The sequence below is a fragment of the Inquilinus sp. genome, assembly GCF_057815775.1.
The window spans coordinates 1-15,077 of the sequence record NZ_JBYRFX010001064.1; the positions used below are offsets into that span (position 1 = coordinate 1).

The 15,077-nt window shown below is 67.5% G+C and carries 11 protein-coding genes; 1 reads left to right on the plus strand and 10 read right to left on the minus strand.

Annotated elements, in window-relative coordinates:
- Positions 1 to 93: 93 nt before the first annotated feature.
- The 5 genes from AC3XYG_RS38110 to AC3XYG_RS38130 all read right to left on the minus strand — a co-directional run bounded on the left by AC3XYG_RS38110 (position 94) and on the right by AC3XYG_RS38130 (position 7,350).
- The gene (locus AC3XYG_RS38110) at positions 94 to 936 is read right to left on the minus strand and encodes a response regulator (RefSeq protein ID WP_489145115.1); all 843 of its coding nucleotides are present in this window, start codon (positions 934 to 936) and stop codon (positions 94 to 96) included.
- A gap of 66 nt (positions 937 to 1,002) precedes the next feature.
- Positions 1,003 to 1,875: a Tll0287-like and HAMP domain-containing protein gene (locus tag AC3XYG_RS38115; RefSeq protein WP_489145116.1), complete on the minus strand. Its 873-nt coding sequence runs from the start codon at positions 1,873 to 1,875 to the stop codon at positions 1,003 to 1,005.
- A 4-nt stretch (positions 1,876 to 1,879) separates the two neighbouring features.
- A complete protein-coding gene (locus tag AC3XYG_RS38120; protein WP_489145117.1) occupies positions 1,880 to 3,232 on the minus strand; it encodes a peptidoglycan-binding protein in 1,353 nt (450 codons plus the stop codon).
- Positions 3,233 to 3,420: 188 nt separating this feature from the next.
- Positions 3,421 to 3,801, minus strand: a complete 381-nt coding sequence (locus tag AC3XYG_RS38125; protein WP_489145118.1) for a hypothetical protein — start codon at positions 3,799 to 3,801, stop codon at positions 3,421 to 3,423.
- Between the two features lie 141 nt (positions 3,802 to 3,942).
- The gene (locus tag AC3XYG_RS38130) at positions 3,943 to 7,350 is read right to left on the minus strand and encodes a hypothetical protein (protein WP_489145119.1); all 3,408 of its coding nucleotides are present in this window, start codon (positions 7,348 to 7,350) and stop codon (positions 3,943 to 3,945) included.
- A 351-nt stretch (positions 7,351 to 7,701) separates the two neighbouring features.
- On the opposite strand from AC3XYG_RS38130, the gene AC3XYG_RS38135 reads away from it, so the two are divergent.
- A complete protein-coding gene (locus AC3XYG_RS38135) occupies positions 7,702 to 8,268 on the plus strand; it encodes a DUF4337 domain-containing protein (protein ID WP_489145120.1) in 567 nt (188 codons plus the stop codon).
- An 82-nt stretch (positions 8,269 to 8,350) separates the two neighbouring features.
- Here AC3XYG_RS38135 and AC3XYG_RS38140 read toward each other — a convergent pair whose 3' ends face one another.
- The 5 genes from AC3XYG_RS38140 to AC3XYG_RS38160 form a co-directional block, all read right to left on the minus strand.
- Positions 8,351 to 9,817, minus strand: a complete 1,467-nt coding sequence (locus tag AC3XYG_RS38140) for a serine/threonine-protein kinase (protein WP_489145121.1) — start codon at positions 9,815 to 9,817, stop codon at positions 8,351 to 8,353.
- Between the two features lie 240 nt (positions 9,818 to 10,057).
- Positions 10,058 to 11,782, minus strand: coding sequence for a hypothetical protein (locus AC3XYG_RS38145; RefSeq protein WP_489145122.1), 1,725 nt, complete (start codon positions 11,780 to 11,782; stop codon positions 10,058 to 10,060).
- Positions 11,782 to 13,125 carry a PP2C family protein-serine/threonine phosphatase gene (locus AC3XYG_RS38150; protein ID WP_489145123.1) on the minus strand — a complete coding sequence of 448 codons (1,344 nt, stop codon included), beginning with the start codon at positions 13,123 to 13,125 and terminating at the stop codon, positions 11,782 to 11,784. The genes AC3XYG_RS38145 and AC3XYG_RS38150 overlap by 1 nt, the downstream gene beginning before the upstream one ends.
- Positions 13,122 to 13,958, minus strand: coding sequence for a type VI secretion system-associated protein TagF (gene tagF, locus AC3XYG_RS38155; RefSeq protein ID WP_489145124.1), 837 nt, complete (start codon positions 13,956 to 13,958; stop codon positions 13,122 to 13,124). Before tagF ends, AC3XYG_RS38150 begins: the two co-directional genes overlap by 4 nt.
- 19 nt (positions 13,959 to 13,977) lie before the next feature.
- Positions 13,978 to 15,077: type VI secretion IcmF C-terminal domain-containing protein (locus AC3XYG_RS38160; protein WP_489145125.1), on the minus strand; the 1,100-nt coding region annotated here is incomplete at its 5' end.

A 15,077-nucleotide genomic window follows, 5' to 3' on the forward strand; every position in this document is an offset into this window, starting at 1 on the left:
GTCGTCCCGGTCGTCGGCGGCCATGGCTTTGCCCTGATTGCGTGGTTCCCCCGAAATGGCCCTGCACCGGCGCCATGGCAAGGACGACAGCAGTCAGAGCTGTTCGACGGGCAGCGCGAACTTGTAGCCGATGCCGCGTTCCGTCTGGATGACGCGCGGGCCGCCGGGGTCGGTCTCCAGCTTGCGCCGCAGCCGCAGGACCTGGACGTCGATGGTCCGGCCGAACATGTCGTCGCGCATGTGGGTCGCCTGCAGCAGATGCTCCCGCGACAGGGGCTGCTGCGGCGCCTCCAGAAAGGCTGCCAGCAGGGCATATTCCCCCTTGGTCAGGGGCACCAGCCGCCCGGCACGATTGGTCAGGCGGCGGCTGTGCCGGTCCAGCTGCCAGCCGCCGAAACCAACCCGCCGGCCGGCCTCGTCCGGCTGCGGCACCATCGGCTGGTCCGGCATCAGCCCACCGAGCCAATAGCGGGCGGCGGTGGCGTCCCGCGGCGTCAGGGTCCGGCCGGGGTCGCCCCGGCGCAGCACGGCACGGATGCGGGCCAGCAACTCCCGCAGGCCGAACGGCTTGGTCAGGTAATCGTCGGCGCCGAGTTCCAGCCCGACGACCCGGTCGATCTCATCCCGCCGGTAGCCGGTGGTGACGATCACCGGCACGTCGGAGGCCGACCGGATCGACCGCAGCAGGTCGAATCCGTCCTCCTGGCCCAGCAGCAGATCCAGGATCACCAGGTCCGGCTCGTCCTCCGAAAGGCAGCGGGCGATGTCCTGGGGCGTCGAGGCTGCGATGGCCTGGACGCCGTGCTCGTCGAGGTAGCGGATGATCGCCCCCCGCGTCACGGCATCCTCGTCGACGACCAGGACCTGGACCGGCGTCCTGCCATCGCCGAGGGCCCGTACCCCGGCGCCGATGCCCGTCCGTGCTTCGCCGCTCATCCTGACACACTGCTCCCGGTTCCACGGCGGATCGCCGGAGCCCTGGCCCGGTCGGATCCGTAACCATCACTCGCCCAGCATGCCCATCGCCGTGACCAGGCTGCGGCGCATGCGGTTGAAGGACACGGCCAGCGAGCCGATTTCGTCCCCAGACGAGAACTGGAATTCCGGCACGTCCATGTTGCCCAGGCTGACCTCGTCCGCGAGCTTGGAGATGCGGCGCACCGGCACGATGATGAAGAAGTGCAGCAGCAGGTTGAGCATGATCAGCATCATCGCGAAGACGATGGTGAGCCCGCCCATGATGAGGTAGAGGCTCGACCGCGCCCGCTGCAGCGGCACACTCACGGGCATGGACACGATCTGCGCGCCGACGGTGTCGCCGAGCTTCCAGTCGAACCCGTTGTCCCGGCCATAGGTGTCGACCATGGAGGGCGGCGCGGCCTCCGGCGTCGAATGGCAGGTCAGGCAGCTTTCGCTGGTGACCCGGATCGGCTGCGAATAGGACAGGATGTTGCCGGCATCCGTCGTCCGTTCCGTCACCAGCTCCGTCAGGTCCGGCTGGGCCGCCAGGGTCTTGATGATATCGGTTTCCCAGGGCGTCGGCCGGTCGGCCGGGTTGGTGGGGTTGACCGCCGGCTGGCGATAGACGTCCTCCGGGAGGGAGGACGCCATCTGGCCGAAGGTCTGCTGCGCCACGAAGAACGGAATGCTCTGGGGCAGGAACTGGGTCTTCAACTGGTTGCTGAGCAGCGGCACGACCTGCGTGTCGGTGTAGTGGATCGTGGCATCCGCCGCGTTCATGATGATGGCGGCCTCCGCCAGCACGGAACGCCGAGCCTCGCGCTGGGCGACCGTGTTGACGAAGAGGCCGGCCAGGCCGAGCCCGGCCAGGAATGCCACCAGCATCGCCAAGTTGAATTTGACCCGGAGCGTCATCTGTTCATTGCCCGATGTTCAGGAGCTTGGCGATCTGGATCTGCGACAGCACCCCGCTGGGCGCGTCACCGATCGCCGTCTGAAAGGCACGGATGGCATCCCTGGTGTGGCTGTCCATCCGGCCGCTGGCCGGTCCGGCATAGAAGCCGCGCCGGGCCAGGGCGGCCTGGATGCGGCTGGACCGGAGGTCGGGCTTCGGCGTGGCCGGCTGGGCCGCGGGGGCGGCCGGCGTGGGGTTCGGCGCAAGGCTGGCGGTCGTCACGGTCGGCGTGGCCGGTTTGGCCGGCTCCGCACCGGGGGCCGTCGATCCGCTGGCGGCCGGCGGGGTGACGACAGGCGGCCGCGGCGGCACGAGCTGCAGGGGCGCCGCCTTTGGCGCCTCAGCCGGCGCCGCCTGGGGCGAGGCCTCGGTGCCGGACGGTGCCGACGCGACCTGTTCTGCAGGATGCTCGCCGGAATTGGCGGATGATGCGACGCCGGAGGACGCGGCGACGGCGGATGCTGCCGCCACGGTCGCTGCCGCAGCCGGGTTCGGTGCGGCCGGGCTGGGCGCGGCAGGCGCCGGCGCTACGGCGGCCACTGCAGGCGCTGCACTTGGCGGCGGCGGCGCCGCAGCGACGGCCGGAGCCCCAGCCCCGGCATCCACCAGCGGCGGCATCGGCCCGGCCAGCGGCGCGAACACGGCCAGCTTGTCGCCTTGCGATGCGCTGTGCTCGGTCTGGAACGCCGTCGACAGCCGGCCCCAATCCTGGCCGGAGCTGCCGAGCAGGCCCGGCAGGCCCCGGCCCAGCGTGCCGATGCCATTGTCGTTGCGCGCGACGATGGCGAAGTGCACCCCTGCCGGCAGCCCGGCCTGCAGCGCATCGACCGCGTCGGCCGCGTTCTTGTCCGGCGGCATGCCGAGATCGGCGAACAGCACGCCGTTGGTGCCGGCCAGGGTGTTCAGCAGGGCCTTGAGCACGACACCCTGGGTTTCGAGCCGCGCCAGCTGGCCCGGATCCGAATCCACCGGCAGCATGAACAGGCGCTGGTTGGCGACGGCGGCGTAGGTGCAGACATAGATGATCGCTGTCTTCTGCGGCGCGCCGGAGACCCGCGTCACGAAATTGCCGATCGCGCTGCGCATCGCCACCGATGAGCCGTTGAGCACCTGGTCCACCTGGAAGCCCTGGCGCTGCAGCCACGCACCGACATCCCGGGCCGACTGCTCGCAGGCCGCCAGCGCGTGACCACCTTGGTAGGTCCCGTTGCCGATCACCAGCGCGGCCTTGCCGGCCTCGGCCGAGGCCGGTTGCGGCGCCAGGGCAAGGGCGCAGAGCGCCGGTGCCAGGAGAGCCGAGAAAATCTTGTATCGCATGGTCCGCCTTTCGAATTTGGCCCGCACCGCCTTAATCCCTGTCTTTGCCCCGGGGGCTTTGCCGCCGCGGTCTTCGCCGCTGCCGGGAACGGTCACGCCCCACCCGCCCATCCTGATCGGAGGCCAGATCGGGCATGCCCGCCTCGGCGGGGCGTCCGGGCGCCCCGCCGCCGTGGTCACGGCTGCCCCTAGCCCGGGTTGGCCGCGCGTGTGCAGCTGTAGACCTGGATGTCGGCGATATCGGTGAGGACGCTGGTGTCGCCGGTGCCCTTCCAGGCGTATTTCGAGTTGGTGTAGAGCGGTTCCTTCTCGCCCGGCACCAGGTTCAGGTAGTTGATGCTGCCGCCATCGACGCTGACCACCGCCTGCTGATGGGCGGCGTCGTAGAACACCGTGAGCCGCCGGGGCTTGTGCCCCTTGCCGGTGGCAGGGGCGGCCTGGGCCGAGGCGTCGTCGGACGGCACGCATTGATAGGTCGAGGCCACGCGCGGGCCGGAGCTCGCCCCGCCCGTGTGCTGGCAACCGGCGAGCACCCCGATCAGCGCGAGCATCAATCCAATTCTGAGCATAGCGATCTCCTTGACTTCGTTAGTGCCGACAATGTGTCGTCGTCGATAGATCCAATGACCAAACCTGACGTATCGACTTTGGCAACTGGCAGAATTTGACGCCAATCGTGCGGTCGATTTCGAGGACGGGACCAGACATCATCACCGCGCCTTACCCTTCCTGGTCTTGACCGGGCGGGCCCTCGGCGGAGCGGCCGGCGGCGGGTTGTTCTGCGCCAGAACCTCTTGATTCAGCAGGACCACGATCTCGCGGATATCGTTCACCCATGCGGGACGCGCCTTTCCGACCAGCACGTCGTCGAATGTAGGCCCGCCATCCGGCCAAGCCGTCTTGATGCTCAGCAAGGCATCGACGGCTTTGAAACTATCCTGGATCCGGAGGGCATTGCCGACCAGGCGACTGCGCTCCTCCGCCGACAATCCGCGGACGCTGGGGCCGGCGCATTTGACGATGGCGATCGCGGCGTTCCAGCCAGCATTGTTGGCGGGATCACTCATCAGGTCGATCTGGTCGAGCACCAGCGCACGGCGCCCCGGGGCTGCCTCGCCGAGCCTGTTGCCGATTTGGTCCAGGCTATCGAGGAATTGGTCCTGCTCGGCCGGATTCATCAGCGTGGCCGGGCGCTGGCCGGCCTGCTGAGGACGGGGCGGCACGGGCGGCGGGGGGCGCACCCAAACCAATGTCTCTTCGTAGCTCGGTCGTCCATATGGCCATTTCGGCCAGCCCTGCCGGAGACTGTTCATCGCCGGGACGCGCCAGATCCCGTTCGGGTCCAGCCTGTCGGCATGACGCAACAGGCTGGCGCGCTGTTCCGGTGTGAAGACAGCGGCGCTGGGACCGGCGCAGTGGACGATGGCGGTCCCTACGGCAGCCTCCACGGCGTAATCGCGCTTCTGGGCCAGGGAATTGCCCATCTCGTCGATCTTGTTGAACACGGCGGTGCGCACCTCCCGGCCGGCCTTGCCCAGCTTCGCGCCGAACCCGGACACCGCACTCGCCCAATTGCCAGGGTGCTTGATGGCATTGAGGCTGTTGGAGATCCGGCCATGCAGCTTCGTGGACACATGGTCGATCCGGCTGTTCATGCTGAACAGCGCCGCCCCGAGCATCCCGTCCTGATGCGCTGCTTGGCCTGGGGGCTGCCACGCACCAGCCACCGGATAGGCGATGCCTTCGATCGCCGCCATGGCGCTTTCCTGGCCCGCGGGGTGGCCGCTCATCACGGCATGCTCGATCGCTGCCGGGTGCATCACCGGAGCCAACCCAGGTTGCCTGGCGCGCAGTGCGGTGCCGATCTGAAGTTCCGCGATATGCCGTTGCGGATGATAGCCAGGCACCCGCCCGAGCGAGTCCTGCAGATCCATGAGCTCTGCTGTCGTCAGGCGCGCGGCGCTGGGACCGGCACAGCTGACGACGGCATCCGCCACGGCCAGGCGGTCGGAATCCACATGGCGGGAGTTGCTGAGATAGCGGATCTTGCCGAGCACCGCCCCGCGGAATTCGGGGGTGGCCTCGCCGAGCCTCGGACCGATCCTTCCCATCGCGGCCGCCCAGTCCCGAGGGTTCTCGATCCTTTCCAACAGCCTGAACACCCGTTCTTGCTGCGCCGGATTCAGTTTGTCGATCTCCAGCGATGAGTTCAGCACCGTATCCCGCAGCGCCGCGCTTTGCTGCGCCGGGGTCAGCGGTGGCCACGCTTGCTGGGGCGCGAAGGCTTCGAGCTCCTGAAGGCGAGCTTCCCTGGCCTCGGCTGCGACGACCGCGGGGGGTGGAGCAGGCCGCCAGCCTCGAAGGGCGTTGCCGATCTGGATTTCCGCCAATTGGCGCGAACTGTGATAAGCCGGCACCAGCTGAAGCGAGCCCTGCAGGTGCTCGAGTTCGTCCGCCGTCAACCCCGTGACAGTCGGCACGCCCGTGGCAGTCGGCACGGCCGTGGCAGTCGGCACGGCAAAGTTGATGATGGCGTCCGCTATGGCAAGGCGACCGTCGGAGTGCTCGGGGTAGTCGCCCAGATTCCTGATCTTGACGAGCACATCTCTACGGAACTCAGGGGTGGCGCTGCTGAGCTTGGGACCGATCTTTCCCATCGCGGCCGCCCAGTCCCTGGGGTTCCCGATCCTTTCCAGCAGCCTGAACACCCGTGCTTGCTGCGCCGGATCCAGCTCGCCAATCTCCAGCGGTGAATTCAGCACCGCATCCCGCAGCGCCGCACTTTGCTGCGCCGGAGTCGGCGGTGGCCACACTCCCCGCTGCGGGTCGAAGGCCTCAAGCTCCTGAAGGCGAGCTTCCCTGGCCTCGGCCACGACGGCCGCAGAGGGCGCTGCGGCCTGACTGGCCTGCAACATGCTGCGGATGTTCGCCTCCGCCCCGATACGGTTGAAGTAACCGTCGGGTGCGGACGCCAGAGAGACCTGAAGATCGCTCAATTCTTCGGATGTCAGGTCCACGGCGCCGGGGCCGGTGCAGTGGATGGCAGCATTCGCTATGGCATAGCGCTCTCTGGAATCTGGAGGATAGTCGCCCAGATACCGGATCTTCGCGATCACCGCCTGGCGGAACTCGGGTGTAGCCTTGCTGAGCTTGGGACCGATCTTCTCCAGTGCGGCGGCCCAGGCCAAAGGATCCTGAATCGAGTCCAGGCACCTCAACAGGCGGCCTTGCTGATCCGCTCCCAGCTCTTCGATCTCCAGCGGGAAAGCCAGCACCGCATCCCGGGCCTCCTCGCTCGACAACGGCCTGCCATTGATGCGGAAGGCGGCCTCGAGCCCGCCAAGCTGGCTTTCCCCGGGCGCGACCTCGGAAGGCGGCTCCCTCGCTACGGTCGCCGCTGCGGGCTGCGCAGACTGCCTGGCGTGCTGAACGGCGCTGTCCAACGCCTTGATCGCCCCAGGTATATTGTTGTCGAAACCGGGGGTTCCGCCGAGATAGCGCCTCAGCCTGCCACACTGCTCCTCCGTGAAGGCATTGGAACCGACGCAGTTCACGATCGCCATCGGCACGGCATGCCGCCCAGCCGAGAACTCCGGCGCCTGGCTCATCTCCTCGATCACGCCGAGCAGCTTTTCGCGAAACCCGGAACTGGCCTGGGCGAGCTGGCCCCCGAAGGCTTCCATCGCCCTTGCCTGGTCCGTGGGGTCCGTGAGCGAACGCAGGCAGCCGAGCAGGCGGTCCTCCTGCCCCGGGTTCAGCTCTCCGAGCTCCCAGTCCTGAGACCGCAACTTCTCGCGAAGTGCCGGCCCTGCCCCCTCGGTGGAGATCAGATGCTCGATGTCGCCTAGCTTGCCATCTCTGCGCTCGGCCCCCGGATCAAGGGCCACCATGTCGGGATCGCGAAATGGCGAGTCCGGATCGCCGTAAAGCAGGGAACCCGTTGAAGAGTCCGTCACTGTCGAATCCGTGACGCTGGATTCCGAGGAGATGTCCGAATAGTCGACAGAGGAGGTTGTGACGGGGCGGCGTACACCCAGGCCCCTGAAAAATTCCCAATGCGCGTCGGAGAGCCTCGACGGATCGGTATCTGACAGTCGAGGTGCCGGGAACGACGTCATCGAGCGGGCTCTTCGCGGACCAGAAGCATCCGCTATCTCTGAAGGAGAAGCCGCCGGCCGCCCAATACCATCGCGTCATGTAACCAATCACTGGACGCATGAAGACAATTGCAACCTGGGCTGGCGACGGGTCCACCCGGGCGTAAGGAGCATCCGGACAAAGCCGGCCCCTCTCATGCATCCGGCGGATGGTCACGTGACGTCATGGCATTGGCCAGTCCTCGGCGCGGCTCCCAGTCTGGCGTCGGGCGCAGCCAGGCCCCATCGGCTGCCCGGCAATCGGCTCGGCGCTCCTCCACCCGGACGGGCGAACCATGGCGCCAGCCCGGGGTTTGGAGGATCTGCACGACGATGGAAGTGGAGTTGAAGTCCAAGGGCCGCGTCCGGTCGCTCAACAACGCCGTGGCCATCACCGTGGTCGCCCTTTCGGTGTTCATGGCGGTCTCGAAGATCAAGGACGACAACGTGGTCCAGGACATGCAGGCCGCCAAGGCGGACGAACTCGATTCCTGGAACGAATATCAATCGGCGCGCCTCAAGGTGCGCATGGCCGAGCAGGCTGCGCTGATCGCCGCGCTGCTCCCGCCGCAATCCACGGACGATGGCGCCGTCAAGGCCGCGCTGGCCAAGCTGGACAGCGACATCGCGCATTACGATGGCAGTTCGGAGGAGCTGGCCACGAAGGCGCGGGCCTTCCAGGCCACTTACGATGCCGAGAACCTGCACGATGACCAGTTCGACCTGTCGGATGCGTGCCTCGCGATCTCGCTGTCGCTGGCCGCGGTGGCGGCCCTGACCAGCCTGTGGTGGCTGCTCTACGTCTCGTGGGGGTTCGGCGGCTTCGGCTTCGTGATGGGGCTGGCCGGATTCCTGGACTGGGGCCTGCATCCCAACTGGCTGATCCACATGCTGACCTGAGGCGGCCGCTTCCGAACCCTCGGACCAGATGGCGGCCGATAGATCATCGGCGCAGTGCCGGCGTCAGACACCCAACCGCCGGTCAGTGCGCCTTTTCCTGATGGTCGATCAGGGCGGCGAGGTCGCTCTTGAACTGGGTGCGCTCCTCGTCCTTATCGATATGGGATGCCAGGCGGTCGCTGAATTCGTCGAGCGACCGCACCTCCAGCGAGCTCTGGCGCACCAGCACGCGGGCGATCGGCCCGATGAAGCGGGCCAGCAGCGCCTGGGCGGAACTCATGACCCCGATCGACACCACCGGGGCGGCGGCCACCGCACCGATGGTCTCCGCCACGGCGACCTTGGGCTGGCTGGCTGGCGGCGGCACGGCGGCGAGGCCGGCAATCGTTCGGGCGGCGGCGGCAAACTTCGCCCGCGCCGCCCCATTGTCGATCAGCAGGCAAAGACCCTGGACCAGATCTTCCGGGGTGGAGCAGCTTGCCGCCGTCCGGGTCACCAGCAACCCGGCGATCGGGCCAACGCTGTCGGCCAGGGCGGCCTTGAGCCGCGCCAGGAGATCGTCCGGCCAGGATCCCGGCGTAACGGACGCCGACAGCCTTTTCGGTGCGGCGACGGCGGCGGGTGGAGGAAGCACGGCCTGAGAAGGGGCAGCCGGGGTCACGGCAGACGGCAGTGACGCGGCAGCGGCCTCTTCGGCCATACCTGGCCAGATCTCCGCGTCCGAATGCTCCACCGACATCGCCCGCAGCAGATGCTCGAACTCCTCGGCGGACTGGAAGCGCTCGGCCGGATTCTTCGCCAGCGCCAGGGCGGCGACGGCCGCGAGCCGTGGCTCGATCGCATCAATCGCCGAAACATCGATCGGGTCCGGCGCGGCCATCTTGTGCAGGACGGCGGCGAAGCTCTCGTCGCCATAGGGCAGCGCGCCCGTCAGCATGCGCAGGAACACGACCCCGACCGCGAACAGGTCGGCGCGGTGGTCGACCCGCTCGCCGCGCGCCTGCTCGGGCGCCATGTAGCTGGGTGTGCCCAGCAGCGTCCCGGCATTGGTCAGCGCACTCGCCTCCATCCGGGCGATGCCGAAATCGGTGATCTTCACCCGCGCGCCCGGCCCGACGATGATGTTGGCCGGCTTGATATCGCGATGCACCACGCCCTGCGCATGCGCATGGCCCAGCGCCGCCAGCAGCTGCAGCGTGATGTCAACCGCCTGGTCGACCGGCAGCCGGCCCTTGCCAAACAGCCGCTGCAGGATCGGCCCTTCGACATACTCCATGACGATATAGGGATCGCCGTCCCGTTCAGCGAAATCATAGACGGTGACGATGCCGGGATGGACGCAGCGGCCGGCCGAACGCACCTCCTGCCGGAAGCGGGCGCGATAGCCGTCGCGTTCGCCCTCGTCCAGCAGGTCGGTCCGGATCAGCTTGACCGCAACCGGCCGGCCGATCAGGGGGTCGAGTCCTTTGTAGACGACCCCCATGGCGCCGGCACCGATCTTCTCGGTCAGCTGGTAACGGCCCAGCGTTATTGGCAGCTTTTCGCTCATCCGGCCCCTTGAACACCTTTCGCCGCGGTTTGGTTTCCCATTACAGGCATCCCACGCGGATGCCCACGACACCTTCCTCCCGGCAACGCCGACATCCCAGGAGAGTCGACGTCAACCGGTCGCAACAGAGATATGCGTGATCGCGATCGATCCTGATCACGCAGTTCCATCGGAACAGACTTCTTTCGGTTGCAGGCCGGCACCGCGACCGAAGTCGAGGGGCCGGCCACGCGATGGGAACTATGCCGCCTTCTGCTGCTGCTTAGAAAGCTTGTCCAGTTCCCCCTCGATCTCGTTCAGGGAACCAATCAAGAGCGCCTTGATTTCGGGCTTTGTCGCGAACGGCGATTCGTCGAGCAGTGTGGCGAGACGATTGCTCTCCAGCACAGTCTTCAGTTGCGCTGCGACGCTCCTGGCGTTGGCAATGGCATCCACCCGTCCTTGCCCGGTCGCGTTCAGAATCTTCTGCAAAGCCCCCCGAGCGGTGTCGACGTTCAGAGCGCCAAGGAAGTCCATAACGTCGTTCCAGCTGCCACCCAGATCCGCGACGGTCTTTCCCATGGCCTGGAAAAGCGCCTGTTCGGCTTCGTCGATCAGCGATTTCACGGCCCCGCTGACAGATGCGTGAGCGTATGTCAGGCTCTCCATCAACGGCTGGATGACCAGTTCGTCCAGCTGCGCCGACATTGAGGCATCCGGTGCGGTCGCATCGAACTTGGTCGCAGTCTCGTCGGTGACGGCCTCAAGCTTGATGCTCAGGAAATTGATCAGGCTCTTCTCGTCGGAGCAGACCTTGTTGAACAGACCGAGATACCGGTTGACGGTTTCCAGCTGCTTCAGGCCCTCGCCTGCCCAGTTCTTCTCGACCAGCGTCTGAATCTTCGCCATGTCGGCGCTTCCCGCATCGAGAAGTGGCTCCTTGGCTTCTTCACGCCGCTGGTTGGCTCCCTCAATCTGAGAGAGGACATATTCTTTCAGCGCGTCGATGACCTCCTGCTGGGAAAGCGGGTCGGTCGACAGCTTGCTGGGATCGACGCCGGGGATGATGTCGGTCCCATCGGCGGCCGCATTCGCGGCTGCGGCCTGGTTGCCGGCCGCTGACGCCCTTTGGTTCTTACCCGGGCGCCCAGCCGCACGCATGGATTCGGTATTGGAATTCATCGCAAGCTGAAAGCGGGCCAGCCAGTTCGCGGCCTTTTCCAGGGTCGGGGGAGGGTTGGCCAGCAGGATCGACTTCAGGATCGCATAAAGATTGTTCAGGACATCATCGGCGGTGCCCTTCAAGGTCATGCCGATGCCCGGGGCCACTGCGAACAACAGGTCCACCTGTTTCTTCAAATCGGCCTGAATCAGAGTGTCGATGTCCGGAGGCAGAGAGATGTCGGGCGTCTGGGCGGCGCTCGCATCGGTCACGGTCTCCGAGGCCCTGTCGAAGTTGGGGTCGACCGCCCCTTCACCCTCCTCACCCTCGATCGAGCTCGATAGGGCTTCGATCTCCTCGGCCGTAGGGAGGTCGGTCAGATCATCATCGTCCCCCGCCACGAAGGTCTTCTCGATGCTTTCCGCATCCAGATCCTCGTCCGACTCCTCCACCCCGATCCAGAAGGTGTTCAGCTTCCATTCGGTCTTGAAATACCCCTTGGCGGCGCGCTGCACCCGCTCCTTGCTGGCCTTCTTCACATACCGGAGGCTCAGCTTGCCACCCTCGATCCTGGCGAGCCCGTGCGAGATCGCCTCGTAGTCGTCGTCGCTTTTCTGGCCTTTGACGGCGCCCCATTCAGCACCCTTCGCCGTGGCGAGAACAGCCGAAGGCGATTTCTTCGACACGATGAAGACATATCGATCCTTACCCGCCTTGTTGGTTCCCAGGATCACGCAGGCGAATGAAAGATCCTCGTCCTTCGTTTCACTGCCTTTCAGGAGCTGCAGGGACTTCAGAGCGAATGTCTTGGTCAGCTTTACCATCAGTGGATCTCCGAGATGATAGTGTCGATATGGTGCGCGATGGGTAGGGGCAGGGTCGGTAGTCTGACATGAGCGGTCAGGGCGGCAGCGTCACCCAGGTCACTGACGCCGACGATTGCGGCGGCGGCGCCGACCAGGATCACGGCAGCCCCGACATAGGACAGCGATGGCAGGCGGCGGGCGCCGAGGCCCAGCAGCACCGCCGCCAGGAACAGCCCCTCGGCCAGGACGATGAGGGTCAGCCGCGCCTCGATGTCGGACAGGTCGTCCAGCACCGGGGCGGCATCGACCGACCCCGGGTCGGATGCGGCAAGCTGCAGCAGCAGTTCGGTCTTCTGCACCCCGATGCCGAGGATGCCGACCACGAGGGCGAGAACAACGGCAAGCCACGCCAGCTTCTCGCCCGGGCGCCATCGGGGCGCCGGCCCCGCCGCGGGCGGTGCCCGGCCTCGGCCCGGCCCTGCTGCCAGGTCTGGGGCCAGCAGCGGGTCGCGCCGGCCGGAGGACCGATCGGTCGGCGCCCGCAGTCCGGCTTCGACGGCAACCGGCCTCTCGACCTCCCAGGTGTCCTCGACCGGAATCACGGGACCGTGTTCGCCGACGATGACGGCCGTCACATTGTCCGGGCCGCCGGCCAGGAGGGCCGCCTCGATCAGATGCTGCACCGCCCGGGCCGGGATGTCCGAGCCCATCAGGGTGGCGATCGCCGCCTCGTCGATCACCTTGCTCAGGCCATCGGAGCAGAGCAGGAAAGCGTCGCCCGGCTGGATCGCACCGTCGATCCGGTCGAGCTTGAAGGTGACCTCGGTGCCGACGGCCCGGTTCACCATGTGGTCGAGGCCCTTGTACGACGCGTGGTCGGTCGGAACCAGGCCGGCATCGAGCAGGCCCTGGATCGGCGTGTGATCGCTGGTCAGCTGCTGCAGCGACCCGTTGCGCCAGCGATAGATACGGCTGTCGCCGGCCCACAGGCAGGTGAAGGCGGAGCCGTCGATCAGCAGCACCACAACGGTGCTGCCCATCATCCGGCCGCCATCGCTCATGGCCGCTTCCCAGCGCAGGTCGTCATTGACCCGGGTCAGGCTGGCCTCGGCGCGATCCGCCAGCGCCTCGCCCGGCTCCAGCCCCGCCAGCGCCTCGACCACCGCCTTGCTCGCATGCTCGCCGCTGGCCAGCCCGCCCATGCCATCGGCAACGGCCCAGAGGCCGATATCAGGCCGTTCGAGAAAGGCATCCTGGTTGTTGGCCCGGACCCGGCCGCAATGGCTGGCGGCAGCGGATTCCAGCGGCTGTGAGGCCACCGGGACCGGCTGGCCGCCGGCTGGGTTCAGGTGGGTGGTCATGCCGGCCGCTCCCAATCTCCCCCGCCCCCAGGCGCTTGGCCTGTGGTGTGCGGGTCATCGCGTTCCAGTCGGCCGGTCGCGGGGACGGACCAACCATGGTCGACCCAGCGGCCGTCCAGCAGGGCGGCAAAGCCGCCCGACGGCACCAGGCCCCGGCTGATCGCCAAGCCGGGCGCGAGACCCGGCGCCGAGGCCGTGGATTGGGTGCCGGCGGTCCACCAGATCCCTGGCCATGCCGTTGCCCCGGGGGCCCAGCCGGCCGCCAGCGTGGCGGCCGCCGCCATCGCCGTCGCCGCCGAAGCGAGCGGCAGAGCCATCCAGGCCCCGACATCGCCGCGCGCGCCCTGCGACCGCACCGGGCGCAGGGCGCCCCGGTCGATCGCATGAGGAACTTCCCGCCAGCCCGGCAGGATGCGGTTGAGATCGTCGAGTTCGAACCCTTCGCCGAGGGCCGCAAGGGCGAGATCCTCGGCGGCGGCAAACCAGCGGCCGCTGCCGGACATCAGGGCGAGGGGATCGACCGGGCCTTCGATCTCATGGCCGAGCATCAGCGGGAAGCAGCGGCCGACCGAATCGACGCTGGGCATCAGAATCCCCATCAGCCCGGTCCGGCCGCAGGCCCCGGCCGGCAGGATGAAGCGCCAGATCGGGGCCGCGAAGAACAGGCCTTGCCAGGCATCGCCGATGCGGCGCTGGCTCTCGGCCAGCCCCTCCTGGAGCCAGAGATCCCATTGGTCGACCGTCTCCCGGCGCAGGCGGGTGCCGACGAAATCGGCCCGGGCCGGGACCTTGCCGTAATAGCCGCAGAGGCTGGGGCTGTTGATCGCTGTCACGCGCTGGATCTCCCCGCCCTTACAGATTCGCCGGGCAACGGAACTGCGAGAACATGCTGCCGTCGAGCGGGCTCAGCACGCTGTCGGCACGCAGTCCCACCACGGCCACATGGCCGCCCGCCGCAAAACGCGCCTGCAGCCGGTCCGGCGTGCCGCTGCGTCGCACCGACCCCTGGTCCAGCAGGCGGAACATGGCCCAGGGACCGGATGTCGTGATCGTCGCCGGGGCATCGCCCGCTGCCGCAGCCGCGGCCGTCGAGGTGAAGGTGACCGAGGCGCTGCCAGTCGCCGTCGCGGCGGGCCAGTGCATCCGCAACGCGACCGGCGCGCCATGCGCATAGGTCACGCGCTGGCCGTCGATGTCGATGACGACATTGTCGGCCGCGGCGTCGAGATCGATCACCGACAGTTCGAAGCTGATCGCCGGTGTGTTGCCGCCATTGGCAAACATGCTGTCGCGGATCGCGGCCGCGCGCTGAAACTGCGCCAAGGCGCCGGCGTCCACCTTGACGTCGGCGGTGCCGACCGGCCGCATGCGCCAGGTGGTCTGCGACATGTCGACGAAGGGCGCCAGATTCTGGCTGAAGTAGGAATCGATCGATCCGCCCGCCGCGAACAGCCGGCCGAAATCGCCGATCGGAATGTCATCCGACGCGCCCTTCGAGAATGGATAGCGGCCCTTGGTCGCCTGGGTGCAGAGCTTGCCGGGACCGCCGTTCCAGAGGCTGGCAAGCTGATCCTTGGCATCGTCGAGCGACAGGTTGGAGCTGCTCTCGCTGATGCCCAGCACCCAGCCCTTGATCGGGTCCGGCAGGCTCGAGGCACCGGCCTGCAGCCGGGAGATCGCGCCGGAGCTCTGCCCGGTGCGCTGCAACGGCCCGGCCGCATCGCCCGATCCGCTGGTCAGCGACTGGTACAGCGTGCCCAGGTCGGCGATGGCGCCATCGATCGGCGCCTGCGCATCCGCACCGCTGTTGGCCGGCACCTGGACCAGCTGGTGCAGCGACTTGAAATGATCCGAGACGTAGTTGGAGGCGATGCCGGCGGGGCTGTCCGACGACGGCGCCGTCTTGAACAGCGAGGCCAGGGCATCCGGCACGGCCGGGGCCGACTGGGCAG